At 72.9% G+C, this 23,530-nt stretch carries 21 protein-coding genes; 12 read left to right on the top strand and 9 right to left on the bottom strand.

Annotated features, from left to right (window positions below; genetic code table 11):
- Window positions 1-10: 10 nt before the first annotated feature.
- The 3 genes from ACFWBD_RS19055 (at window position 11) to ACFWBD_RS19045 (ending at window position 5,767) form a co-directional block, all read left to right on the top strand.
- A complete protein-coding gene (locus ACFWBD_RS19055) occupies window positions 11-3,730 on the top strand; it encodes an ABC transporter ATP-binding protein (RefSeq protein WP_385667859.1) in 3,720 nt (1,239 codons plus the stop codon).
- A gap of 102 nt (window positions 3,731-3,832) precedes the next feature.
- A complete protein-coding gene (locus ACFWBD_RS19050; protein WP_385667857.1) occupies window positions 3,833-4,216 on the top strand; it encodes a hypothetical protein in 384 nt (127 codons plus the stop codon).
- Between the two features lie 120 nt (window positions 4,217-4,336).
- Complete coding sequence (locus ACFWBD_RS19045; RefSeq protein ID WP_385667855.1) at window positions 4,337-5,767, top strand: S28 family serine protease; 1,431 nt, start codon at window positions 4,337-4,339, stop codon at window positions 5,765-5,767.
- Between the two features lie 233 nt (window positions 5,768-6,000).
- On the opposite strand, the gene ACFWBD_RS19040 is transcribed toward ACFWBD_RS19045, so the two are convergent.
- Entirely contained in the window at window positions 6,001-7,785 is a 1,785-nt protein-coding gene (locus tag ACFWBD_RS19040) for a glycoside hydrolase family 3 protein (RefSeq protein ID WP_385667853.1), read from the bottom strand.
- A gap of 520 nt (window positions 7,786-8,305) precedes the next feature.
- A complete protein-coding gene (locus tag ACFWBD_RS19035; RefSeq protein WP_385667851.1) occupies window positions 8,306-9,214 on the bottom strand; it encodes a LysR family transcriptional regulator in 909 nt (302 codons plus the stop codon).
- Between the two features lie 87 nt (window positions 9,215-9,301).
- Here ACFWBD_RS19035 and ACFWBD_RS19030 point away from each other — a divergent pair, with 87 nt between their 5' ends.
- The 3 genes from ACFWBD_RS19030 to ACFWBD_RS19020 all read left to right on the top strand — a co-directional run bounded on the left by ACFWBD_RS19030 (window position 9,302) and on the right by ACFWBD_RS19020 (window position 12,377).
- Window positions 9,302-10,327, top strand: a complete 1,026-nt coding sequence (locus tag ACFWBD_RS19030; RefSeq protein ID WP_385667849.1) for an EamA family transporter — start codon at window positions 9,302-9,304, stop codon at window positions 10,325-10,327.
- Window positions 10,328-10,476: 149 nt separating this feature from the next.
- The gene (aroA, locus tag ACFWBD_RS19025) at window positions 10,477-11,748 is read left to right on the top strand and encodes a 3-phosphoshikimate 1-carboxyvinyltransferase (protein WP_385667847.1); all 1,272 of its coding nucleotides are present in this window, start codon (window positions 10,477-10,479) and stop codon (window positions 11,746-11,748) included.
- The gene (locus tag ACFWBD_RS19020; protein WP_385667845.1) at window positions 11,745-12,377 is read left to right on the top strand and encodes a GNAT family N-acetyltransferase; all 633 of its coding nucleotides are present in this window, start codon (window positions 11,745-11,747) and stop codon (window positions 12,375-12,377) included. Before aroA ends, ACFWBD_RS19020 begins: the two co-directional genes overlap by 4 nt.
- Window positions 12,378-12,789: 412 nt before the next feature.
- Here ACFWBD_RS19020 and ACFWBD_RS19015 read toward each other — a convergent pair whose 3' ends face one another.
- Window positions 12,790-13,716 carry a LysR family transcriptional regulator gene (locus ACFWBD_RS19015; protein WP_385667844.1) on the bottom strand — a complete coding sequence of 309 codons (927 nt, stop codon included), beginning with the start codon at window positions 13,714-13,716 and terminating at the stop codon, window positions 12,790-12,792.
- 84 nt (window positions 13,717-13,800) lie between these two features.
- Between ACFWBD_RS19015 and ACFWBD_RS19010 the strand changes: the two genes are divergently transcribed.
- A complete protein-coding gene (locus ACFWBD_RS19010) occupies window positions 13,801-14,403 on the top strand; it encodes an RBBP9/YdeN family alpha/beta hydrolase (RefSeq protein ID WP_385667842.1) in 603 nt (200 codons plus the stop codon).
- A 45-nt stretch (window positions 14,404-14,448) separates the two neighbouring features.
- Here ACFWBD_RS19010 and ACFWBD_RS19005 read toward each other — a convergent pair whose 3' ends face one another.
- The 4 genes from ACFWBD_RS19005 to ACFWBD_RS18990 all read right to left on the bottom strand — a co-directional run bounded on the left by ACFWBD_RS19005 (window position 14,449) and on the right by ACFWBD_RS18990 (window position 18,481).
- Complete coding sequence (locus ACFWBD_RS19005) at window positions 14,449-15,831, bottom strand: MFS transporter (protein ID WP_385667840.1); 1,383 nt, start codon at window positions 15,829-15,831, stop codon at window positions 14,449-14,451.
- 379 nt (window positions 15,832-16,210) lie between these two features.
- Window positions 16,211-16,999: a sugar phosphate isomerase/epimerase family protein gene (locus tag ACFWBD_RS19000; protein ID WP_385667838.1), complete on the bottom strand. Its 789-nt coding sequence runs from the start codon at window positions 16,997-16,999 to the stop codon at window positions 16,211-16,213.
- Between the two features lie 55 nt (window positions 17,000-17,054).
- Window positions 17,055-17,438, bottom strand: a complete 384-nt coding sequence (locus ACFWBD_RS18995) for a hypothetical protein (RefSeq protein ID WP_385667836.1) — start codon at window positions 17,436-17,438, stop codon at window positions 17,055-17,057.
- A complete protein-coding gene (locus tag ACFWBD_RS18990; protein WP_385667834.1) occupies window positions 17,435-18,481 on the bottom strand; it encodes a LacI family DNA-binding transcriptional regulator in 1,047 nt (348 codons plus the stop codon). Before ACFWBD_RS18990 ends, ACFWBD_RS18995 begins: the two co-directional genes overlap by 4 nt.
- 299 nt (window positions 18,482-18,780) lie before the next feature.
- Between ACFWBD_RS18990 and ACFWBD_RS18985 the strand changes: the two genes are divergently transcribed.
- The 3 genes from ACFWBD_RS18985 to ACFWBD_RS18975 are packed head-to-tail and all read left to right on the top strand — an operon-like array spanning window position 18,781 to window position 21,928.
- Window positions 18,781-19,938, top strand: coding sequence for a Gfo/Idh/MocA family protein (locus ACFWBD_RS18985; RefSeq protein WP_385667832.1), 1,158 nt, complete (start codon window positions 18,781-18,783; stop codon window positions 19,936-19,938).
- Window positions 19,935-21,089, top strand: a complete 1,155-nt coding sequence (locus ACFWBD_RS18980; RefSeq protein ID WP_385667830.1) for a dihydrodipicolinate synthase family protein — start codon at window positions 19,935-19,937, stop codon at window positions 21,087-21,089. Before ACFWBD_RS18985 ends, ACFWBD_RS18980 begins: the two co-directional genes overlap by 4 nt.
- Window positions 21,090-21,124: 35 nt before the next feature.
- The gene (locus tag ACFWBD_RS18975; RefSeq protein ID WP_385667939.1) at window positions 21,125-21,928 is read left to right on the top strand and encodes a sugar phosphate isomerase/epimerase family protein; all 804 of its coding nucleotides are present in this window, start codon (window positions 21,125-21,127) and stop codon (window positions 21,926-21,928) included.
- 84 nt (window positions 21,929-22,012) lie between these two features.
- On the opposite strand, the gene ACFWBD_RS18970 is transcribed toward ACFWBD_RS18975, so the two are convergent.
- Both ACFWBD_RS18970 and ACFWBD_RS18965 read right to left on the bottom strand, forming a co-directional pair.
- The gene (locus ACFWBD_RS18970) at window positions 22,013-22,270 is read right to left on the bottom strand and encodes a hypothetical protein (RefSeq protein ID WP_385667828.1); all 258 of its coding nucleotides are present in this window, start codon (window positions 22,268-22,270) and stop codon (window positions 22,013-22,015) included.
- On the bottom strand, window positions 22,267-22,545 hold the full coding sequence (locus ACFWBD_RS18965; protein ID WP_385667826.1) for a hypothetical protein: 279 nt from the start codon (window positions 22,543-22,545) through the stop codon (window positions 22,267-22,269). The genes ACFWBD_RS18970 and ACFWBD_RS18965 overlap by 4 nt, the downstream gene beginning before the upstream one ends.
- A gap of 159 nt (window positions 22,546-22,704) precedes the next feature.
- Between ACFWBD_RS18965 and ACFWBD_RS18960 the strand changes: the two genes are divergently transcribed.
- Together ACFWBD_RS18960 and ACFWBD_RS18955 are read left to right on the top strand one after the other, a co-directional pair.
- Window positions 22,705-22,932 (top strand): GntR family transcriptional regulator, encoded by a 228-nt coding sequence (locus ACFWBD_RS18960; protein ID WP_385667824.1) that lies wholly within the window; start codon window positions 22,705-22,707, stop codon window positions 22,930-22,932.
- A gap of 296 nt (window positions 22,933-23,228) precedes the next feature.
- The gene (locus tag ACFWBD_RS18955) at window positions 23,229-23,501 is read left to right on the top strand and encodes a GntR family transcriptional regulator (protein WP_385667822.1); all 273 of its coding nucleotides are present in this window, start codon (window positions 23,229-23,231) and stop codon (window positions 23,499-23,501) included.
- Window positions 23,502-23,530: the final 29 nt, after the last annotated feature.

The raw sequence follows: 23,530 nt of genomic DNA, 5'->3' as shown, positions 1-23,530 counted from the left end.
AGGCACCGGCGTGGCAGTGCAGCAGGGGGAGCGGCGACGGGGCTGGGCGCGCAGACTGGCCGGGTACGCCTGGGGCCACCGGGTGGACGTCCTGCTCGCGCTGGGCTCCTCGCTCGCCGGCATGGCCGTCCTGGCACTGGTCCCGCTGGTCACCAAGGTGATCATCGACGATGTGATCGGCGACCACACCCGGGGCATGGGCCCCTGGGCGGGCGCCCTGATCGCCGCCGCCGTCCTCGTCTACGTCCTCACCTACGTCCGCCGCTACTACGGCGGCCGCCTCGCCCTCGCCGTCCAGCACGACCTGCGGACCGCGATGTTCGAGACGATCACCCGCCTCGACGGCCGGCGTCAGGACGAGCTGTCCACCGGCCAGGTCGTGGGCCGCGCCACCAGCGACCTCCAGCTCATCCAGGGTCTGCTCTTCATGCTCCCGATGACGATCGGGAACCTGCTCCTCTTCCTGATCTCCCTGGTCGTCATGGCCTGGCTGTCCCTCCCGCTCACCCTGGTCGCCCTCGCCGTGGCACCCGCCCTCGCGTACATCGCCCGACGCAGCCGCACCAAGCTCCACCCCGCCACCTGGTACGCCCAGGCCCAGGCGGCGGCCGTCGCGGGAGTGGTCGACGGAGCCGTCAGCGGCGTACGGGTCGTGAAGGGGTTCGGCCAGGAGGACCAGGAGACCGGCAAACTGCGCGAGGTCGGCCGCCGGCTCTTCGCCGGCCGGCTGCGCACGATCCGCCTGAACTCGGCCTACACCCCCGCCCTCCAGGCCGTCCCCGCCCTCGGCCAGGTCGCCATGCTGGCGCTCGGCGGCTGGCTGGCCGTGGGCGGCCACATCACCCTCGGCACCTTCGTCGCGTTCTCCACCTACCTCGCCCAGCTCGTCGGCCCGGTGCGGATGCTCGCCGTGGTCCTCACGGTCGGCCAGCAGGCCCGCGCGGGCACCGAACGCGTCCTGGAGCTGATCGACACCGAGCCTTCGATGAAGGACGGCACCAAGGCACTGCCCGCCGACGCCCCCGCCACCGTCGAGTTCGACGACGTGACCTTCGGCTACGACCCCGGCCGGCCCGTCCTCGACGGCCTCACCTTCGAGATCCGCCCCGGCGAGACCCTCGCGGTGGTGGGCTCCTCCGGCTCGGGCAAGTCCACCGTCTCCCTCCTCCTGCCCCGCTTCTACGACGTCGGCCGGGGCGCCGTCCTCATCGGCGGTCACGACGTCCGCGAGCTCACCCTCGACTCGCTGCGGGCCGCGATCGGCCTGGTCCCCGAGGACTCGTTCCTCTTCTCCGACACCGTCCGCGCCAACATCGCGTACGGCCGTCCCGACGCAACCCAGGAGCAGATCGAGGCGGCCGCCCGCGCCGCCCAGGCCGACCGGTTCATCGCCGAGCTGCCCCAGGGCTACGACACGACGGTCGGCGAACACGGCCTCACCCTCTCCGGCGGCCAGCGCCAGCGGGTCGCGCTCGCCCGGGCGATCCTCACCGACCCGCGCCTGCTGGTCCTCGACGACGCGACCTCCGCCGTCGACGCGGCGGTCGAGCACGAGATCCACGAGGCCCTCAAACAGGTCATGCAGGGCCGCACGACGCTGCTCATCGCGCACCGCCGCTCCACCCTCAACCTCGCCGACCGCATCGCCGTCCTGGACGCCGGCCGCCTGGCCGACCTCGGTACCCACGAGGAGCTCCAGGAGCGCTCCGCGCTCTACCGCCGCCTGCTCACCGACCCCGACGAGCTCGGCGGGGTCTCGCCCGGCCACGCCCAGCCGGTGACGCCGGGCGAGGACACCTCCGTCCGCGACGAACTGGACGCCGAGTTCGACGCCGAGCGCGGGGTGACCCCCCGGCTGTGGACCGGCGACCGGGAGCCGAAGGACACCGCCCTCTCCGGGATGCCGGCCACCCCCGAGCTGCTCGCCCAGATCGAGGCGCTGCCGCCGGCCGCCGGCACCCCCGACGTCGACGAGCGGCAGGCGGTCCGGCCCGAGGCGTCGTACGGCCTGCGCAGGCTGCTGGGCGGCTTCGGCGCGCCCCTCCTCGTCAGCCTCGGCCTGGTCGCCGTCGACGCCGGGACGAGCCTGCTGCTGCCGGTGATGATCCGGCACGGCATCGACCAGGGCGTGACCCGGGCCGCGCTGGGCGCCGTCTGGGCGGCCTCGCTGCTCGCGCTGCTCGCCGTGCTGGTGCAGTGGATCGCGCAGACCGGCGAGATCCGGATGACCGGCCGCACCGGCGAACGCGTCCTCTACACCCTCCGGCTGAAGATCTTCGCCCAGCTCCAGCGTCTCGGACTCGACTACTACGAGCGGGAGCTGACCGGCCGGATCATGACGAGGATGACGACGGACGTCGACGCCCTCTCCACCTTCCTCCAGACCGGCCTGGTCACGGCCTTCGTCTCGGTCGTCACCTTCTTCGGCATCATGGGCGCCCTGCTGGTCATCGACGTACAGCTCGCGCTGGTCGTCTTCGCGACGCTCCCGCCGCTGGTCGTCGCCACGTACTTCTTCCGCCGGGCGAGCGTGAAGGCGTACGAACTCGCCCGCGAGCGGGTGTCGACGGTCAACGCCGACCTCCAGGAGTCGGTGTCCGGGCTCAGGATCGTGCAGGCCTTCCGACGCGAGCGGGACGGCGCGGCACGGTTCGCCGAGCGCAGCGAGAGCTACCGCGCGGCACGTATCCGGGGCCAGTGGCTGATCTCGGTCTACTTCCCGTTCGTGCAGCTGCTGTCGTCCGTCGCGGCGGCGGCGGTCCTGATCGAGGGCGCGGGCCGGGTGGACGCGGCGACCCTCACCACCGGCGCGCTGGTCGCGTACCTCCTCTACATCGACCTGTTCTTCGCCCCCGTCCAGCAGCTCTCCCAGGTCTTCGACGGCTACCAGCAGGCGACGGTCTCCCTGGGCCGGATCCAGGAGCTGCTCCGGGAGCCGACGTCCACCCAGCCCGCCGACGACCCGCGCGAGGTCCTCTCGCTGCGCGGCGAGATCGCCTTCGAGGACGTGCACTTCAAGTACGGCGAGGAGGAGGAGGCTCTGACCGGCATCGAGCTGAGCATCCCGGCCGGCCAGACCGTCGCCTTCGTCGGCGAGACCGGCGCGGGCAAGTCGACCCTGGTCAAGCTGGTGGCCCGGTTCTACGACCCCACCGGCGGCCGGATAACCGTCGACGGCACGGACCTCCGCTCCCTCGACCTCACCTCGTACCGCCACCGGCTGGGCGTCGTCCCGCAGGAGCCGTACCTCTTCCCCGGCACGGTCCGCGACGCCATCGCCTACGGCCGGCCCGACGCCACCGACGCCGAGGTGGAGGCGGCGGCCAGGGCGGTCGGCGCGCACGAGATGATCGCCACCCTCGACGGCGGCTACCTCCACGAGGTCGCCGAGCGCGGCCGCAACCTCTCCGCCGGCCAGCGCCAGCTGATCGCGCTGGCCCGCGCCGAGCTCGTCGACCCGGACGTCCTGCTCCTCGACGAGGCGACGGCCGCCCTAGACCTGGCCACGGAAGCCCAGGTCAACCAGGCCACAGACCGCCTGGCCGGCCGCCGCACCACCCTGGTCGTGGCCCACCGCCTGACCACCGCCGCCCGAGCGGACCGCGTCGTCCTCATGGCCCACGGCCGGGTCGTCGAGGACGGTACCCACGACGAGCTCCTGGCCCTGGGCGGACGGTACGCCCGCCTCTGGCGCACTTTCGTCGGCGAGGACGAGCCCGCGGCGGTGTGAGGGCAACCATTCGGCGCGCGTCGTGCGTCCGTACATCAGTACGGCGATCGGGAGTACGACGGGTGTGGAGGGGCGGGGACCGTGGGCACAGGTGCGAGAAGCGTGACAGTCCGGCGGCTGGTACTCGGGCTGGTCCTGCTGACCGTGTCCGGGCTGCTCGCCGTCGTCGCGCCGGGCAGTGCTCAGGCCGCGACCTCCGCCGGGTCCTGCACGGGCCGGAAGGTGCGGACCCTGCCCTTCTCCACCGGCTCCGTGCTGGTCTACAAGGACGGCGGCTACGTCTGTGCCGTCACCGTCCAGAAGAACCCCGGCACCAAGCGGCTGATCTCGGTGAGCGTGCAGGCACGCGGCCATGTCGCCGTGGCGAAGTCACGGAAGCACACGCGCAGTTCCCCGCCGGTCAGGGTCTACGCGGGGCACCGGTGCGTGCGGGTGACGGGCGCGGTGGCCGGCGGCTCGTACCGCTCGGGCTGGATGTTCTGCTGAATCCTCGGCCGAATCCACCACGGTCGATCGACGCGACGCGTCAACCCCCACTGGTGTGACGGGTGTTGCTCCGATAGCTTCCGGCGACGCACATCTGTCTCACAGGGAGGGTGCACGCGCATGCGCAAGGCGCTCAGATGGCTGCTGGCGCTCACGGTGCTCATAGGCACCTTGAGCACGGCGGCCACGGCAGGGGCGGCCACCGCCGCCGAGCCCAAGGCCACCGCCGGCACGGACATCAAGGACCAGCTCCTCGCCGTACCGGGCATGAGCCTGATCGAGGAGAAGCCGTACCCCGGCTACCGCTACTTCGTCCTGAACTACACCCAGCCGGTGGACCACCGGCACCCCGCCAAGGGCACGTTCCAGCAGCGGATCACCGTGCTGCACAAGGACACCGCGCGCCCCACGGTCTTCTACACCGGCGGCTACAACGTCTCCACCACCCCCAGCCGCCGCGAGCCCACCCAGATCGTGGACGGCAACCAGGTTGCCATGGAGTACCGCTTCTTCACGCCCTCCCGCCCCGACCCGGCCGACTGGTCCAAGCTGGACATCTGGCAGGCGGCGAGCGACCAGCACCGCATCTTCGAGGCGCTGAAGAAGATCTACACCAAGAACTGGATCTCCACGGGCGGCTCCAAGGGCGGCATGACCGCGACCTACTACGAGCGCTTCTACCCCAGGGACATGGACGGCGTGGTGGCCTACGTGGCCCCCAACGACGTCGTCAACGACGAGGACTCCGCCTACGACCGCTTCTTCGCGAGCGTCGGCACCGAGGAGTGCCGCGACCGCCTGAACGCCGTCCAGCGTGAGGCGCTCGTGCGCCGGGAGCCGCTGGAGAAGAAGTACGCGGACTACGCGGCGGCGGAGGGGTTCACCTTCACCACCATCGGCAGCCTGGACCGCGCCTACGAGGCGGTCGTCCTCGACTACGTCTGGGGCTTCTGGCAGTACAGCCTGCTGTCCGACTGCGAGTCGATCCCGGCGGACGCGGCCACGGCGACGGACGACGAGATCTGGACGTCCATCGACACGATCTCGGGCTTCTCGTTCTACACGGACCAGGGCCTGTCCCCGTACACCCCGTACTACTACCAGGCCGGCACCCAACTGGGCGCCCCCACCATCCACTTCCCGTCCATCGAGAAGAAGTACATCCGCTACGGCTACCAGCCCCCGCGCAACTTCGTCCCCCGCGACATCACCATGAGGTTCCAGCCGCGGGCGATGCGCGACGTCGACACGTGGGTGAAGCACAACGCCCACCACATGCTCTTCGTCTACGGCCAGAACGACCCGTGGGGCGCGGAACGCTTCGGGCTCGGCAAGGGCGCGAAGGACAGCTATGTCTTCACGGCCCCCGGCCTGAACCACGGCGCGAACGTCGCCGGCCTGGCCGCCGACCAGAAGGCGCTGGCCACGGCCCGGATCCTGGCCTGGGCGGGCGTCGCGCCGGCCGCTGTCTCCCAGGCCGAGCCGCTGGCGAAGTTCGACGCGAAGCTGGACGTCCGGGACGTGGAGAGGGAGCCCGCGCTGCGCCCGTGACACTCGTCAACTCCCCGCGCACAGCGGCCCCGACGGCCGGCCGGCTCACATGCCGGTCGGCCGTCGGGCCGGCGCCCGGGTCGCCGGGGTGGGGCGGCTGGAGGTTGCGCATACGGGCGTAGCCCCGCCGGACGGCGCCGGTACCCCGTGACGCCGGGCGCACGCCAGCCGCGCGCGGCGCTTTGCGCGTGGTGCGGGGGACGCGCCAGGCGGTCGGCGTACACCTGGTACGCCTAGTACGTCAGGCCGTGCCCGATCGGATACAGCACCTGCGTCGGATCGTCCGCCCGCCGCACGGGCACCGGCAGCTTCCCGCGCGGTGCGACCGCCCCGGCGATCACCCGGGCGGCGGCCCGCAGTTCGACGTCGGTCCACGAGTAGGCCGCCAAGCAGGCCCGGACGGAAGGGAGTCGGGCCGCGTCGTACGGGTTGCGGACGGCCACCGCCACCACCGGCCGTCCGGTCGCCGCCAGTTGCTCCACCAGCGTCCGCTGCGCGTCGGCCGCCGCGACGTTGTAGGTCGCGACCACCACGGCGTCCGCCCCGCCCGCGGCCGTCACCGCCGCGGCGATCGTCCCGGCGGACGGAGCCGTGCCCGTGGACAGGGCCGTCGCCGTGAACCCCAGTTCGGTGAGGGCGGCGGCGAGGACGCCGGTGGGCGGGCCCGTGGTGCCGGTGGGGGAGGCCGGGTCGGCGCCGACCACCAGGAGCCGGGGGTGGGTCCGGGGCGAGAGCGGCAGTAGCGGCCCCTCGTTGACCAGCAGCGTCGTGGTCCGCTCGGCGATCCGGTCGGCCGCGGCGAGGTGCTCCGGCGCCCCGACCGTCCGGCCCACGTCGGCCGGGCTGACATACGGTTCGTCGAGCAGCCCCAGCCGTGCCTTCAGCCTGAGGATCCGCAGGACCGACACGTCGAGCCGGTCCTCGGTGAGCTCCCCGTCCTGTACGGCCTTCAGTACGGCGTGCCAGGCCACGTCCAGGTCCGGCGGGTTGAGGAGCTGGTCGACGCCGGCCCTGAGCGCGAGCACCGGCACCCGGGCGTCGCCGTACTTCGTGCGCACGCCCGCCATGTCGAGGGCGTCGGTGACCACGACCCCGTCGTAGCCGAGCTTCTCGCGCAGGATGCCTGTGACGATCGGACGGGAGAGCGTGGCGGGGTCGCCCGAGTCGTCGAGGGAGGGAACCAGGATGTGCGCGGTCATGAGGGAGTCGACGCCGGCCGTGATCGCCGCCCGGAACGGCACCGCGTCCAGCGTCTCCCACTCCTCGCGCGAGTGGGTGATGACGGGAAAGCCGGTGTGGCTGTCGACGGTGGTGTCGCCGTGCCCCGGGAAGTGCTTGGCGGTCGCGGCCACTCCCGCCGCCTGGTAGCCCTCGGTCTCCGCCGCGACCAGGGCGGCCACCGCTTCCGGGTCGGCGCCGAAGGAGCGGACGCCGATGACCGGATTGGCCGGGTTCACGTTGACGTCCGCCACCGGGGAGTAGTCCTGCCGGATGCCCATCGCCCGCAGCTCACGGCCGGCGAGGCGGCCGAGGGTACGGGCGTCGGCGTGGCTGCCCCCGGCGCCGATCGCCATGGCGCCCGGGAAGAGGGTGGCGGGGCGGCCCACCCGGCAGACTGCACCGTGCTCCTGGTCGGTGGAGATCAGCACAGGCAGGCCGCGCGGCTGCTGGAGGGAGGCCCGCTGGATGCCGTCGGAGAGGTCCGCGATCTGCCGCGGGTCGCGGGTGTTGTGCGCCCAGGCGAAGTAGATGATCCCGCCCAGCCGGTAGCGGGCGAGCAGCTCGGCGGCCGTGCGTACGCCGAGTTCGGCGAGGTTGGCGTCGAGGTCGGCCTGGTCGGGCGCGGTCGCGGAGTGGCCGTACACCCGCGAGACGAAGACCTGGCCGACCTTCTCCTCCAGGGTCATACGGGCGAGGAGTTCGCCGGGACGGCTGTCGTCGGCGTGGGCCGGACCGCCGGCGGCGAGGGCGGCGGTGACGCCCGCGCCGGCGGCGAGGACGGTGCGTCTGGAGGGCATGTGCGCTCCTTCCGGTGGGGGGCCGGTGGGGGGACCGGTGGCGGGACCGGTGGCGCACGCTACCGTTCCTGGGGCCGTCGGCCGGTGTTGGCCAACTCGCCGTAATCCGGACGTGTGGTCCGGTGGCCCCCCGAACGGTCCTGAGGGTCGGGGAACAGCGCGAGCTGGTCACCTCGGCACGGTCGGGTCCTGCCGCCCTGGGTGGGCGCGCCCGCTGTCCTGGGCGGGCTCGCGGTCCCGCGCACCCTCGGCGGGGATACGGTCCGGCCGGTAGCTCTCCCCGTGCTCATCCTCCGGTGAGCGGGGGTCACACCTGGCCGACGCCGGATCCCGTATCCGAGGGCGCGCCTGCCGAAGGCCACCGAGGCACCGTGGTGCCGGGTGGCCGTTGCCTTCTTCGTGGACTGCTCCTGTAGGGGACTGGTCCTGTAGGGGGCTGGTCCGGTACCGGCCGCCCCAGCGGCTGGTACCGGCCGGGTCGACGGCGACCACGACCAGGCCTTCCGTGGGGCCGGGGCGGCTAGTGGGCCGACGCTCTCGGCCACTGTTGACGCAGCACGCGCACCGCCTCCGCGATCGCCGGACGCCGGGCCGCGCCCGTGCGCCACAGTGCGTACAGCCGTCGCATGGGCGTCGGGTCGAGCGGGACCTCCACGACCCCGGCCGGCAGCGGGCCGCGCCCGAGGCGGGGGATGAGTGCGACCCCGAGGCCGGCGGCCACCAGGGCGACGAGGGTCGGGTTCTCCTCGGCCGTGTGGACGAGGTCGGGCTCGTGCCCCGCCGTGCGCAGCGTGCGCACCAGCCAGTCGTGGCAGACCCGGCCCGGCGGCTGGCAGATCCACCGCTCGCCGCCCAGCTCCTCCCGCCGTACGCCCGGCCGTCCCGCGAAGGGATGGCCCTCGGGTACCAGCAGATCGCACGCGTCGTCGCCGATCACCGCGTGCTCGACACCCGCCGGGGCGGGCAGCGGCACGATGTCCCAGTCGTGCGCGACGGCGAGGTCGACGGCCCCCTTCGCCACCAGGTCCACGGACAGGTGCGGGTCGACCTCGGTGAGCCGGGCGTCCAGGGCCGGGTGCAGGCGGGCCAGGTCGGCGAGGACGGAGGGCAGCAGTCCGCGCGCCGCCGAAGGGAACGCGGCGATGGTCAGCCGCCCGGCCGGCACCCCGCGCCGCTCCTCGAGCCCGGTCTCGGCCCGCTCGACGATCGCCAGCAACTCCTTCGCCGTGGCGGCGAGTTGGAGCGCCTCGTCGGTGAGCCGGATACCGCGCCCCGCCCGCTCCAGCAACACCGTCCGGGTTTCCCGTTCCAGCTTGGTGATCTGCTGGGAGACCGCCGAGGGGGTGTAGCCGAGAGCGGCGGCCGCGGCGCCGACGGTGCCGTGGACGGAGACGGCGTGCAGGGCGCGCAGTCGCTGGAGATCGAGCACCGGGAGTCCAATCGGTAGCGTTCCTTCATCCAACCATGCAGTGATCCTCGCTGGTGCTTCACGGTCCGGGCGGGTGATCCTCGGCGTATGCGTCCCGCCCACCTCGCCCTCGCCGTCCTCGTCGCCGCCGTCTGGGGCGTGAACTTCACCGTCGTCGAGATCGGTCTCGGCCACTTCCCGCCGCTGCTCTTCTCGGCCCTGCGCTTCCTGGTGGCGGCACTGCCCGCGGTGTTCCTCGTGGGCCGTCCGAAGGTGGCCTGGAAGTGGATCCTGGCGGTGGGCCTGGTGCTGGGGGTGGCGAAGTTCGGGCTGCTGTTCGTCGGCATGGACGCCGGCATGCCGGCCGGCCTGTCGTCGCTGGTCCTCCAGATCCAGTCGGTGTTCACGGCCGTCATCGCCTTCGCGGTGCTCGGCGAACGTCCGACCCGGGTCCGGCTGCTGGGCATGGCCGTGGCTCTCGCCGGGATCGGGGTGGCCGCGTGGGACGAGGGCGCTTCCGGTTCGCTCGGCGCGTTCGCGCTGGTCATCGCGGCGGCGGCCTGCTGGGGCGCGTCGAACGTCCTCACCCGCAGGGCCTCCCCGCCGGACGCGCTGAACTTCATGGTGTGGGTGAGCACGGTCCCGGTGCTGCCCCTGCTCGCCCTCTCCCTGCTGACCGAGGGCCCGTCGCGGGACCTGGCCGCGCTGCGCGCGCTGGACTGGCAGGGCGTCGGCACGGTCGCCTACGTCGCCTGGGTCACCACGGTCTTCGGCTTCGGCGCCTGGGGCCGGCTGCTGCACCGCCACCCGGCGTCCACGGTGGCCCCCTTCTCCCTCCTGGTCCCCGTCTTCGGCATGACGTCGGCCGCCCTGTTCCTCGGCGAGCCGGTGAGCGGCCTGCGCTGGTGCGCGGCGGCACTGCTGGTGGGCGGGGTGGCACTGACCTCGCTCGCACCGGCGAGAAGGGCTGTGCGGCAGGCCGCACAGCCCGCCGATCGAAGCGCTGTCGAGCCTGGTGTCCGGTCCGAGGCGCAGGGTGCTGTGGAGTCTGCCGCTCAGGCCGACGTGGAACCGGCCGCTCGGGGCGCCGTTCAGCGTGGTGCTCAGGCCGATGTGGAGCCGGCCGCTCGGTAGGCCGTTCAACACGGTGCTCGGCCCGCTGTCGGACCAGTCGCCGAACCCGCTGGTCAGCCCACTGTTCAACCGGATTGAAGCGCCTCGACGCCCGTCCATCCCGTGGACGTACCGGCGCCGGAGCGGACCGGCGCGGGATCATGAGGGGCATGGCCCTCGTCGACATCCCCGGTTCCAAGTCCCTCACCGCCCGCGCCCTGTTCCTGGCGGCGGCAGCCGACGGCGTCACCACCCTCCAGCGGCCCCTCCGCTCCGACGACACCGAGGGGTTCGCCGAGGGCCTGACCCGGCTCGGCTACCGGGTGGGACGGACCCCGGGCGCCTGGCAGGTCGACGGCCGCCCGCAGGGCCCGGCGCTCGCCGAGGCCGACGTCTACTGCCGGGACGGCGCGACCACGGCACGCTTCCTGCCGACCCTCGCCGCCGCGGGCCACGGCACCTACCGCTTCGACGCCTCCCCGCAGATGCGCCGCCGCCCCCTCCTCCCGCTCACCCGCGCCCTGCGCGACCTGGGCGTGGACCTGCGGCACGAGGAGGCGGAGGGCCACCACCCGCTGACCGTGCGGGCGGCCGGCGTCGAGGGCGGGGACGTGGTGCTGGACGCCGGCCAGTCCTCCCAGTACCTGACCGCCCTCCTGCTGCTCGGCCCGCTCACCCGCACCGGCCTGCGCATCACGGTCACGGACCTGGTCTCGGCGCCGTACGTCGAGATCACGATCGCGATGATGCGGGCGTTCGGGGTGGAGGTGGGGCGCGAGAGGAACACGTACGTCGTCCCGCCGGGCGGCTACCGGGCCACGACCTACGCGATCGAACCCGACGCCTCCACCGCGAGCTACTTCTTCGCGGCGGCCGCGCTGACCGGCGGCGAGGTGACCGTGCCGGGCCTCGGCGAGCGCGCGCTCCAGGGCGACCTGGGCTTCGTGGACGTACTGCGGCGGATGGGCGCCCGGGTGGACGTCGGCGCGGACCGGACGACCGTGTCCGGGACCGGTGAACTCCACGGCGTCACGGTCAACATGCGGGACATCTCCGACACCATGCCGACCCTCGCCGCGATCGCGCCCTTCGCCTCCGGCCCCGTACGCATCGAGGACGTGGCCAACACACGGGTGAAGGAGTGCGACCGTCTGGAGGCCTGCGCGGAGAACCTCCGGCGGCTGGGCGCCGAGGTGGCGACCGGCCCCGACTGGATCGAGATCCGGCCCGGCGCGGGCGGTTCCCGTGCGGGCGCTTCCCTCACGGGCGCCGACATCAAGACCTACGGCGACCACCGCATCGTCATGTCCTTCGCGGTGACCGGACTGCGCGTCCCCGGAATCTCGTTCGACGACCCCAGCTGCGTCCGTAAGACTTTCCCCGGTTTCCACGAGGCGTTCGCGGAACTGGCGAAGGTACTGCGGAAGGACAGCGACGGGTGAGTTTCAAGCTGGAGGGACCGGTCCTCGAGGGCGCGCTGGTGCGCCTGGAGCCGCTGGAGCAACGGCACACGGCCGAGCTGGCGGTGGCGGCCGAGGAGAACCGGCAGACGTACGACTTCACCTGGGTGCCGAGGGCACACGAGGTCGGTGACTACGTCGACGCCCAGCTCGCCCGCGCGGCGACCGGCAGACTCGCGCCCTACGCGCAGATCTCGCTCGCCTCCGGCCGGGCGGTCGGCGCGACCTCGTACTGGGAGCCGCGTTCCTGGCGGACCGACGAGCAACTGGACGCCGTCGAGGTCGGTTTCACCTGGCTGGCCGGTTCCGCCCAGGGCACGGGCATCAACGCCGAGGCCAAGCTCCTGCTCTTCCGGCACGCCTTCGCGCGGTGGGGCGTCTCCCGGGTGGACCTGAAGACGGACGCCCGCAACACCCGCTCCCGCGCGGCCATCGTGAGCGTCGGCGCCCGCTTCGAGGGCGTCCTGCGCAACTGGTCCCGCTCCTGGGCGCCGGGTGAGGAGGACCGTCTGCGCGACTCCGCGATCTTCTCCATCACGGCGGAGGAATGGCCGCGGTGCGAGCGGCGGTTGGCGGAACGGGTGGAGGGATTCCTGCCGCGCGCGCGGTGAGCGCCGCCAGGAACGCGGCACGGCGCTTCGTCCGGCCCGGGGAGGTGCCGCCCCCGGGCCGGAAACCGTCGTCGCGGCCGGCAGCGCACTCCTCTGATAGGCCCTCGCGACGCTCCTGTACCTGGAGAGAACCAGGCGCGGGAGCCCCGGGACCGGAGCTCCCGGCGAAGGCCCCGTCCTCCTCCCGGCCTGCGGCCGGGGCGTCGCCGCTGCTCACCCGGGCGCTGCTCACCCGGGCGCTGCTCACCCGGGCGCTGCGCGCCCTGCCGGCCGGCGCACCGGTCGGCAGGGCGGCGTCCTCGACCGGGTGGCCCTGGCCCGGGGGCCGCGGTGGCCGGGATCTGGGTGGCGCCGGTGTCATCGCCGTCGTCACCTGATCCGAGCCGCCCCCCCTCGGGGGCCCTCGGGGCGCCTATGCCGGTACGCGGGCGGCAGCCGTACGCAGTTCCTCCCGCACCGCCGCCACCACCGGATCCCGCTCCGCCCCGGCCCGTACGGCGACGAAGACGTTCCGGGACGGCGGCTCGCCCTGCGCCGGGCGCAGCGCCAGTGCCCGGTGGGTGTACAGCGACCGCACCAGCCGGGGCACCAGCGCCACTCCCTGCCCCGCCTCCACCAGTCCCGCCAGCGCGGCCCAGTCGTTCACGTCGTGCCGGATGTCGGGCGTGAACCCGGCCGCCGCGCAGACCGAGCGGGTCACCGCCCCGCAGCAGCTGAGGGCGTTCCCGACGATCCAGACGTCCCTGGCCAGCTCCCGCAACGGCACCTCGGCGCGCTCCGCGAGGGGATGGTCGGGCGGGAGGGCGATGTCCAGGACGTCCGTCAGCAGGTCCTCGCGGGTGTAACGGCGGTCGGTGTGCGGGGGAGCGGCCGCGAAGTCGACGGCGACGGCCACATCGACCTGCCCGCCGTCGAGCGCGGTGAACAGGTCCGGCGGCTCGGCCTCCACGACGTCCACGCGCAGTTGCGGAAGCCGGTCGCGCAACGCCCGCAGCGCGGCCGGCAGCAGTCCCAGGATGCCGCTGGAGAAACAGCCGACGGTCACCGTGCCCCGCCCGCCCTCCTCGTACGCCGCCAAGTCGGCGCGGGCCCGCTCCAGTTGGGCGGCGATGAGCTCGACATGCGCGAGCAGGACCCGCGCCTGACCGGTGAGGCGTACGCCTCTGCCGTCCCGTTCCGTGAGCGGTACGCCCAGGTCGCGGGCGAGGGCGGCGAGCTGCTGGGAGACCGCCGAGGGCGTGAGATGCAGGGCCTCGGCCGTCCGCGCCAGGCTGCCCCGGCGCTCCAGTTCGCGCAGGACGGTCAGCCGGCGCAGGTCGATGGAGTAGGCGGCGCTCACCGACTGACTTAAGGGACGGCTTATGGGTTCCACCGGAAAAGATTAACTGGACCTCGGGTGTCGGGGTCGGAAATCATCGGATCCATGACCACACGCTCCTGTCTCATCCTCCACGGCTGGCAGAACCACCGCCCCGAGGACCACTGGCAGCACTGGCTCGCGGACCGCCTCACCGAACTCGGCCACGAGGTCGCCTACCCGCAGCTGCCCGACCCGGACGACCCCGACCTGGAGGTGTGGCTGACGGAACTGGCCCGCCACCTCGACGGGCTCGCCGCCGGTTCCGAGCGGGTGGTCGTCGCCCACAGCCTCTCGGTCCTGCTCTGGCTGCACGCCGTCGCCCGCGACCTGCCGTCGCTCGCGGGCGTCGACCGGGTGCTGCTGGTGGCTCCGCCGTCCGGGTCGGTCCTCGCGCGCTGTCCGGAGGTCGAGGGGTTCGGGCTCGCCGGGAACCTCTTCGGGCGGCGGCTCGAAGGCCGCACGCTTGCGCACCCGACCCGGCTCGTCGCCGGGGACGACGACCCCTACCTCCCGGAAGGCGTGCAGGCGGCCTACGGCGACCTTCTGGGCCTCACCGCCGAACTCCTCCCGGGCGCCGCCCACCTCGACCTGGACGCCGGTTACGGCTCCTGGCCCTCGGTACTGGAGTGGTGCCTGGACGGGACGGCGAAGCTCACGGTGCGGTAGATCCCGGCGAGGTAGGCCCCGGCGCACTGGGCGCGGTCCGGAAGATCACGGCGCGGTGGCGGCCGGCGCGGTGGCAGCCACCTGCGGACCCGTGTCCTGCGGACCCGTGTCCCGCGCATCCACGTTCTGCGGACCCGTGTCCCGTGGATCCACGTCCCGCGGACCCGTGTCCCTTGGATCCACGTCCCGCGGACCCGTGCCGCTCGCGCGGCCGCCCCGCAGCTCCGGGGTCGTCGTCCCCACCGCCGTGACCGCCGCCAGGCACATCAGACCGCCGGTGATCAGCGCGGTCGTGCCCGAGGTCCAGCCGGCCACCACACCGCCGCGCAGGTTGCCGAGGTTGGGGCCCGCCTGGCCGACGATCGCCTCGGCCGCCCTCACCCGGCCCAGCAGGGCGTCCGGGGTGCGGGTCTGCACGATCGTGGCCCGGGACAGCACGGCCACCGAGTCCGCCGCACCGGCCACCGCCAGCATCCCCAGGCCCGCCCAGGCGCTGGTCGTCAGACCGAAGAGGGCGAGGGCCGCGCCCCAGACGCCCGCGGAGCAGAGCATCACCGGGCCGGGGCGGGCGAGCCGGGTGACCGGCCCGGAGAGGGCGGTCGCCGCCATCCCTCCCACGGCGAGCGCGGACAGGAACAGGCCGAGCGTGCGCGGGTCGCCGCCGAACCGTTCCTCGTTGACGAGCGGGAACAGGCCGGCCGGCATCGCCAGCACGGTGGCGGCCAGGTCGACCAGCAGCGCGCCGCGCACCGCGCGGTGACCGGTCAGGAACCGCAGCCCGTCCAGGACGCCCTGGACGCCGGGGCGGGACTTCTCGCCCTCGGGGGGCAGCGCGGGCAGCCCGTAGGCGCCGTAGAAGGCCATGCCGAAGGTGAGGGCGTCGACCAGGTAGCACACGCCGATGCCCCACCAGCCGAGCACGACACCGGCGACGGCCGGGCCGAGCAGCATCATCGCCTGGCCGGTGACCTGGTTCAGGGCCAGACCGGCGGCCACCTGGTCCTTGGGCAGCAGCCGAGGCAGGAACACGCCCGCCGCGGGCGCGCCGATCGCCCCGAACGACGACTGCACCGCCACCAGCGCGAGCACCACGGCCACCGGCGCCTGCCCGGTGAAGCCCTGCACGGCCAGCAGGACCGAGCAGGCCGCCGAGCCGACGGTGCTCAGGAGATACGCGCGGCGCCGGTCGGCCCGGTCCACCCAGGCGCCCGCGAGCAGCCCGACGCCGATCAGCGGCAGCGCCTGCGCCAGCCCGACCGCGCCGCTCCAGACCGAGCTGTGGGTCGTGTCCCAGACCTGGTACATGACGGTGACCATGGTCATGAAGCCCCCGAGCGTGGACACCGTGCGCCCGATCAGCAGCCGCCGGTAGACGGGGGAGGAACGAAGAGGACGAACGTCGACCAGGGCCCTGGACAGGAGGCTCATGACGAGACGACGGCGACGGACGCCGCTGGCTGCTGATTCACGGCGCGGAGGCTAACCCGGACACCCACCGGGATGCCACTCGATTACCCGCCCTGCCGGATGCCCTGCCGGACGGTCGGCTGCCTGCCCGGCTGCCTGCTCGGCTGCCTGCCCGGTCACCTGCCCGGCTGCCTGCCTGCCTGCCCGGTCACCTGCCCGGCCGCATGCCCTGCCGGATGCCCTGCCGTACGGCCGGCCGGATGCGTGGCGGGTGCTCCGCCGGCGTCGGGCCGACCACTCTGCCGGGTACCGGGCCAGACCTCAGGCCGAGCACTCTGCGGCGGTGGGTGCCCTGCCGCCCTGCCGCCCTGCCGCGGGCCTCAGGCCGTGCGCCCCGCTCTCACGCGGAGTCGTTCAGCAGCCGTCCGAGATGCTCGCGTCCGCCGCTCAGCAGTTCGGGCAGCGGCTCGGCGTTCTCGTACCAGCGCCGCTCGTACTCCCAGCACAGCCAGCCGTCCCAGCCGTGCCGCGTCAGGACCTCCACGCACTCGGCGAGCGGCAGCACCCCCGCGCCGAGCGCCAGCGGGGTGCTGTCCTCGGCCGAGGCGATGTCCTTGACCTGCACGTATCCGAGATACGGCGAGAGCGCCGCGTAGGTCTCCTGCGGCTGCTCGCCGCCCAGCCAGGTGTGCATGACGTCCCACAGCGCACCGACCTGCCGATGTCCGACCAGGCCGAGCACCCGGATGGCGTCCGCGCCGGTGCGGTGCGAGTCGTGGGTCTCCAGCAGGATGCGTACGCCGAGGTCGGCGGCGTACTCGGCCGCGGTGCCGAGCCGCCGGGCGGCGATGGCGTCGGCGTGTTCGTCCTCGCCGCCGGGAAAGACCCGGACGAAGGGCGCCCCGAGGTCACGGGCGAGGTCGACGAGCCCCCGGATCTCCTCGATCACGGGCTCGTCGTCGCCCGGCGCGGCGACCCGCGGGTAGCCCGCGAGCCCCAGGATCTCGACGCCCGCCGCCTTGAACTCGGCGGCGGCGTCGGCCCGTTCGTCCGGGCTCAGCCCCGGATGGACCGGCTCCTCCGGATGGGCGCGCAGTTCCACGCCGTGATACCCGTGCGCGACCGCGAGCCGCAGCACCTCGGACAGGGGAGCACCGGGAACACCGAGGGTGGAGAAGGCGAGCTTCATGGTCACCACTGTCACCCCGGTACGGGGTTCGGGTCCAGTGGGGGCGGCGGACGCCTCACCCGGGGGCACAGGCGCGGAACCGGCGCAGCAGCTCCCGTCCGGCCGGGCTCTCCGCCTCGAAGTCCTGGTGCCGCTGCTCCTCCGCGACGTCACGTCCCCAGATGCGGGCTCCGTTGCACCGGAAGCAGAACGCGATCTCGAAGAGCGGCTCCGGATCGGTGTCGTCGTAGGCGCGGACGCCCCAGCCGGGGAGGAAGCAGCGGTACTTCGGGCTGTCCGGGAGGTCGCCGACCAGGTCCAGGAGCTGCCGTACCTCTTCCCCTGCCCAGACTTCGACGACGTCACCGGCGAGCTCCCGCGCGGTGAGGTGCCTGGCGGGGTCGCCGATCCGGACGACCTCGATCAGCTCGGCTCGGTCGTGAGCGAGCGGCAGCCTCACCCCCGCGGCGCTCCGGAGGACCCCCGCACCATCAACTCGCCCCGCACCGTGGCGATCCCGCCGGGCGGCGGCTCCTCGCGGCCCATGGCGATGCGTCCCGCCCGTGCTCCCGCCTCGGCCAGCGGCAGCCGCACCGTCGTGAGGGAGGGCACCACGTCGATGCTGAAGGGGAGGTCGTCGAAGCCGGCGACCGAGACGTCGTCCGGGATCCGCAGGCCGGAGTCGCGCAGCGCCGCGCAGGCGCCCAGGGCGACGGAGTCGTTGGCGGCGACGACCGCGGTCAGGGAGGGGTCCCGGCGCAGCAGCTCCAGCGTCGCCTCGTAGCCGGCCCGGCGGTCGTACCGTCCGTGCACGGTCCAGCGGGGGTCCTCCTCGATGCCGGCCGCGGCGAGGGCCGCGCGGTGGCCCTCCAGCCGGTGCCGGGTGGTCGTCCGCTCCTCGGGGCCCGCGATGTAGCCGAGCCGCCGGTGTCCGAGCCCGATCAGGTGCTCGGTCAGCTCCCGCCCGCCTCCGCGGTTGTCGAAGGTCAGCGCGATCGCCGTGGTGTCCTGTGCCGGCGGCCGGCCGCACAGCACGACCCGTGTCCCCGCCTCGCCGAGCCTGCGCAGCTTCGCCGCCACCGCCGCCGCGTGCGGCTCGTTCTCCATGGCGCCGCCGGTGAGCACCACGGCCGCGGCCCGCTGCCGCTGAAGAAGCGTCAGGTAGGTCAACTCGCGTTCCGGCGAGCCCCCGGTGTTGCAGACCACCGCCAGCCGTTCGCCGCCGGCCCGCCCGCCCGGGCCGCCGATCTCCGACTGGATCGCGCTCGCCATGATCCCGAAGAAGGGGTCCGCGATGTCGTTCACCAGGATGCCGACCAGGTCGGAGGTGGCCGCGGCCAGTGCGCTCGCCGGCCCGTTCAGTACGTAGTCCAGCTCGTCGACCGCCCGCAGCACCCGCTCCCTGGTGGTTGCGGCGACGGGGTAGTTCCCGTTCAGCACGCGCGACACTGTCGCGGGCGAGACCTGCGCGCGGGCCGCCACGTCCGCCAGGGTCACCGTCATCTCGTCTGTCCTCCGGTCGCGCTTCTCGTCGTACGTCGTCGTACGCCCTGGTAGACAGCTGCCTCACGGGCATGGTTCCGGGCGTGTCGAGCAGACCTTACGGCCCGGCGCCCCCGTTGTTCGCCCCCTCGAACAACTCGAGATGGACACGGTCTTGTCCGGACCGCTGGTCAGAGGCTAGCTTCTCCTTGTATAGAAAGCGCTTGCTGTAACGCTGATCAGGAAGAGGCGTACGCGGCGCGCACAACCGCGTACGAATCGCGCAGGCGACTGCGCACGACGCCTACGAAAGGATCGACGTGACACGCAAGACGGTGCGTATCGCCATGAACGGCGTGACGGGGCGCATGGGCTACCGCCAGCACCTCGTCCGCTCCATCCTGGCCCTGCGCGAACAGGGCGGACTCGACCTCGGCGACGGCACCGTGCTGTGGCCGGAACCGATCCTCGTCGGCCGCCGCGAGCACGCGCTGAGGACGCTGGCCGAGCGGCACGGACTCGACCCGGAGAACGTCTCCACCGACGTCGACGCGGTCCTCGCCGACCCCACCGTCGACATCTACTTCGACGCACAGGTCACCTCCGCCCGCGAGGAGGCCATCAAGAAGGCCATCGCCGCCGGCAAGCACGTCTACACCGAGAAGCCGACGGCCACCGGCCTCGACGGCGCCCTCGAACTCGCCCGCCTCGCCACCGCCGCGGGCATCAAGCACGGCGTCGTCCAGGACAAGCTGTTCCTCCCGGGTCTGCTGAAACTGAAGCGCCTCATCGACGGCGGCTTCTTCGGCCGGATCCTGTCCATCCGCGGCGAGTTCGGCTACTGGGTCTTCGAGGGCGACTGGCAGGCCGCCCAGCGCCCGTCCTGGAACTACCGCGCCGAGGACGGCGGCGGCATCGTCGTCGACATGTTCCCGCACTGGGAGTACGTCCTGCACGAGCTGTTCGGCCGGGTGAAGTCCGTCCAGGCCATCGCCACCACCCACATCCCGCAGCGCTGGGACGAGAACGGCAAGCCCTACGACGCCACCGCCGACGACGCCGCCTACGGCATCTTCGAACTCGACGGCGGCGCCATCGCCCAGATCAACTCCTCCTGGGCGGTCCGGGTCAACCGCGACGAGCTCGTGGAGTTCCAGGTCGACGGCACGGAGGGCTCGGCGGTCGCCGGCCTGCGCAACTGCCGTGTCCAGCACCGCAGCGCGACCCCCAAGCCCGTCTGGAACCCGGACATCCCCGCCACCGAGGTCTTCCGCGACCAGTGGCAGGAAGTCCCGGACAACCAGGACTTCGACAACGGCTTCAAGGCCCAGTGGGAGCTGTTCCTCAAGCACGTCTACGCCGACGCCCCCTACCACTGGGACCTGCTGGCCGGCGCCCGTGGCGTCCAGCTCGCCGAGCTCGGCCTGAAGTCCTCCTCCGAGGGCCTGCGCCTGGACGTCCCGGAGGTCACGCTGTGACCCTCCGGCTCCCCGGCGCCGACGGCACCCTGCGGACCTACGAACCCCGCACCGAGCCCCTCGCCCTCACCACCGGCGCCCCCTTCACCTCCCGTACGGTCTTCTCGGCCGCGCACGTCGTCGCGGACCCGTTCGCGGACACCACGCCCGACTCGCCCGCCGCGATCGACTGGGACGCCACCCTCGCCTTCCGCCGCCATCTGTGGTCCCACGGGCTCGGCGTCGCCGAGGCGATGGACACCGCCCAGCGCGGCATGGGCCTGGACTGGGCGGGCGCGGCCGAACTGATCCGCCGGTCGGCCGCCGAGGCCAAGACGGTGGGCGGCCTCGTCGCCTGCGGCGTCGGCACCGACCAGCTCACCGGTCCGGCGACCCTCGCCGAGGTCCGCGCGGCCTACGAAGAGCAGCTCGCCCTCGTCGAGACCTCCGGAGCACGGGCCATCCTGATGGCCTCCCGCGCCCTGGCGGCGGCCGCGTCGGGCCCCGAGGACTACCTCGACGTCTACGGCCACCTCCTGCGCCAGTCCTCGGAGCCGGTCGTCCTGCACTGGCTGGGCCCGATGTTCGACCCGGCGCTTGAGGGCTACTGGGGCTCGTCGGACCTGGACGCGGCCACGGACACCTTCCTGGAGGTCGTCGCCGCCCACCCCGACAAGGTGGAGGGCATCAAGGTCTCGCTGCTGGACGCCCAACGGGAGATCGACATCCGTCGCAGGCTGCCGCAGGGCGTCCGCTGCTACACGGGCGACGACTTCAACTACCCCGAGCTGATCGCGGGCGACGAGAAGGGCTTCAGCCACGCCCTCCTCGGCATCTTCGACCCGCTGGGCCCGCTGGCGGCGGAGGCGGTCCGCGTCCTCGACACGGGGAACACCGCCGGCTTCCGCGAACTCCTCGACCCCACCGTCGAGTTGTCCCGCCACCTGTTCCAGACCCCCACCCGCTTCTACAAGACGGGCGTGGTGTTCCTGGCCTGGCTGGCCGGCCACCAGTCGCACTTCACGATGGTCGGCGGCCTCCAGTCGGCCCGTTCCCTCCCGCACTTCGCCCGCGCCTACGAACTCGCCGACGGCCTGGGCCTGTTCCCCGACCCCAAGCTGGCCGAGGAACGGATGAGGAACCTGCTCGCCCTGTACGGAGTGACCCAGTGAGCGACCCGGACCTGAGCCGCTTCTCCATCAACCAGATGACGGTGAAGCACCTGTCGCTGCCCGAACTGGTCGCCGCCTGCGGTGACCTGGGCGTGACGAACGTCGGTCTGTGGCGTGAGCCGGTGCAGAGTCACGGCGTGGAGCGGACCGCCAAGCTGGTCCGCGACGCGGGCCTGACGGTGACGACGCTGTGCCGCGGCGGGTTCTTCACGGCGCTCGACGCGGACGAACGGGCCGCCGCCCTGGCCGACAACCGCCGGGCGATCGAGGAGGCGGCCACCCTCGGCACGGACACCCTGGTCCTGGTCTCCGGCGGTCTGCCCGTCGGCTCGAAGGACCTGCACGGCGCGCGGGAGCGCATCGCCGACGCCCTGTCCGTCCTCGGCCCCTACGCCGAGGAGCACGGGGTGAAGCTGGCCATCGAGCCCCTGCACCCCATGTTCGCCTCCGACCGCTGTGTGGTCTCGACCCTCGCCCAGGCCCTGGACCTCGCGGAACGCTTCCCCGCCCACCAGGTCGGCGTCACCGTCGACACGTACCACGTCTGGTGGGACGACCAGGCTCCCGCGCAGATCGCCAGGGCGGGCGCGGGCGGCCGTATCCACACCTTCCAGCTCGCCGACTGGACGACCCCTCTTCCGGAGGGCGTGCTGAACGGCCGCGGCCAGATCGGCGACGGCGCGATCGACATGCGCGAGTGGCTGGGGTACGTGACGGCGGCCGGATACACCGGCGCGATCGAGGTCGAGCTGTTCAACGACGAGCTGTGGGCGAGGGACGGCAGGGAGGTGCTCGCCGAGACCGCGGAACGCTTCGTGACGCACACGGCGGCCCGGTGACGGCTCGGGGCCCGCTCGTCCGCCCCGCCGGCCGTCGGACTGTTGCCGACGCCCGGCGGGCCGGCCCGTCGTCCCCCTGCGTCGTCACTCCCTGTCCGCCGCCATGATGCCGACGCATTCCTCGAGCGCCGCGTGCAACGACGGTACGAAGGCGGCGAGTTCGGTCTCCGACGACCTGCCCCCCTCCAGTACGGCCCCGACGACCGTCACGAGGACGGCAGCGGCCTTCAGCGCGTGAGCGTCGGCCAGTTCTTCCAAGACCCCGCCGGGACGCGCGACCACGAACGCCTCCTTCCCGGTGGCGGGGTCGACGCCGACGCTGCGGAACAGCCTGGCGCTCACGCGGCGACCTCCGCCGGGACACAGTCCTGACCCAGGGTGGCGAGGACCGCCGCTCGGCGCCGCTCCCGCTGGAGGCGCCTGCGATCCAGGGCTTCACGCTCGCGTTCCCAGACGGCGAGATACGGCCTGACCAGGGGCAGACCGTCGGCGAGGATCACGTCGGCGGGCGGCTCCGCGCGGACGGCCGGGAAGGGGGGCGGGGTCCGGTCGGGGGCGCGGTGCGCTCCGCGAGGCGGCAGGAAAAGGCCAAGGATCGCGGCCAGTAGGCTGCGCACAGGTCGACTCCTAGTGTCGGCTGAGCCCCGGCACGGAAGCTTGCACCTTCCCGCCGGGGCGCTTTTCGTTGGACGGCCTCATCGTATCGCCTTGTATCGCTTCGTAGCGAGACGTATCTCAAAGTGTGGGGAACACTCCCGTTGCCTAGCGTCGTCTCCATGAACCCCGACGCTGAGATCGATCACGGAGCGCCGCTGACCCCGTACCGGCAACTGGCCGAGATTCTGCGGGCGCAGATTCAACGCGGCGACTGGCAACCCGGGCGGATGCTGCCGAGCGAGGCTCAGCTTGTGCAGAAGTACGGGATCGCGCGGACGACCGTGCGGCGAGGGCTCGGCCTGCTCGCGGACGAAAGCTGGGTGTACGCCGTTCCGCAGCGCGGGTAGTTCGTCTCCGACCCCCTGCCGCCCGCCCCCGAGGTACCCGCGTCGACTGCTTAGCGCCGTCGGATCGGCGCGCGCGAAGGGGTCGCCCTCCGTCAGGCGCGAGGGGGGTGGGTCCGGTGGCGCCTGGGCGGGGTGTGGTGCGGGTGGTCGGCTCGGCTCCGGCATGGAACCTCTCTCCCTTCCCGGCTGGGCGTCTTTGTCCCTCGGGAGCCTAGCCCAATAGCAGTAGTGGTAGGTAGTGGTTGGTAGTAGTACTAAGTAATGCGCGGTGGAAGGTAGCGGCATACGGTCAACGGGTGGACAAGATCAGCCCCGATTCACCGCAGTACGTCTATGAACAGCTCGCCGCGATCATCGAACGGAAGATTCGTTCCGGTGAGTACCCGCCGGGCACGCGGCTGCCGGGCGAACTGACCATGACGCACGAGCACAAAGTCGGTCCGGGCACGGTCCGCCGCGCTCTGGACATCCTTCGGGACCGGGGGTTGGTGGTGACCGTACGGGCCCGGGGTTCGTTCGTCTCCGACCCCCTGCCACCGGCCCCCGAGACGCCCGCGCCGCCTGCCTAGGACCGCCGGATCGGGAAGCGACGAAGGGG

It is taken from the genome of Streptomyces sp. NPDC060002 (assembly GCF_042737245.1).
In the GTDB taxonomy this organism is placed as follows: domain Bacteria; phylum Actinomycetota; class Actinomycetes; order Streptomycetales; family Streptomycetaceae; genus Streptomyces.
The sequence above is the reverse complement of the archived record's forward strand: the minus strand, read 5'-3'. Positions and strand labels throughout refer to the sequence as shown.

What these genes read in the sequence shown, in the direction of transcription:
- ACFWBD_RS19005 (WP_385667840.1), bottom strand. Translation starts at nt 15,831, where the DNA reads ATGAGCCTCCTGTCCAGGGCCCTGGTCGACGTTCGTCCTCTTCGTTCC.
- ACFWBD_RS18960 (WP_385667824.1), top strand. Translation starts at nt 22,705, where the DNA reads ATGAACCCCGACGCTGAGATCGATCACGGAGCGCCGCTGACCCCGTAC.
- ACFWBD_RS19040 (WP_385667853.1), bottom strand. Translation starts at nt 7,785, where the DNA reads ATGCCCTCCAGACGCACCGTCCTCGCCGCCGGCGCGGGCGTCACCGCC.
- ACFWBD_RS19010 (WP_385667842.1), top strand. Translation starts at nt 13,801, where the DNA reads ATGACCACACGCTCCTGTCTCATCCTCCACGGCTGGCAGAACCACCGC.
- ACFWBD_RS18975 (WP_385667939.1), top strand. Translation starts at nt 21,125, where the DNA reads ATGACGGTGAAGCACCTGTCGCTGCCCGAACTGGTCGCCGCCTGCGGT.
- aroA (WP_385667847.1), top strand. Translation starts at nt 10,477, where the DNA reads ATGGCCCTCGTCGACATCCCCGGTTCCAAGTCCCTCACCGCCCGCGCC.
- ACFWBD_RS19045 (WP_385667855.1), top strand. Translation starts at nt 4,337, where the DNA reads ATGCGCAAGGCGCTCAGATGGCTGCTGGCGCTCACGGTGCTCATAGGC.
- ACFWBD_RS18990 (WP_385667834.1), bottom strand. Translation starts at nt 18,481, where the DNA reads ATGACGGTGACCCTGGCGGACGTGGCGGCCCGCGCGCAGGTCTCGCCC.
- ACFWBD_RS19030 (WP_385667849.1), top strand. Translation starts at nt 9,302, where the DNA reads ATGCGTCCCGCCCACCTCGCCCTCGCCGTCCTCGTCGCCGCCGTCTGG.
- ACFWBD_RS19000 (WP_385667838.1), bottom strand. Translation starts at nt 16,999, where the DNA reads ATGAAGCTCGCCTTCTCCACCCTCGGTGTTCCCGGTGCTCCCCTGTCC.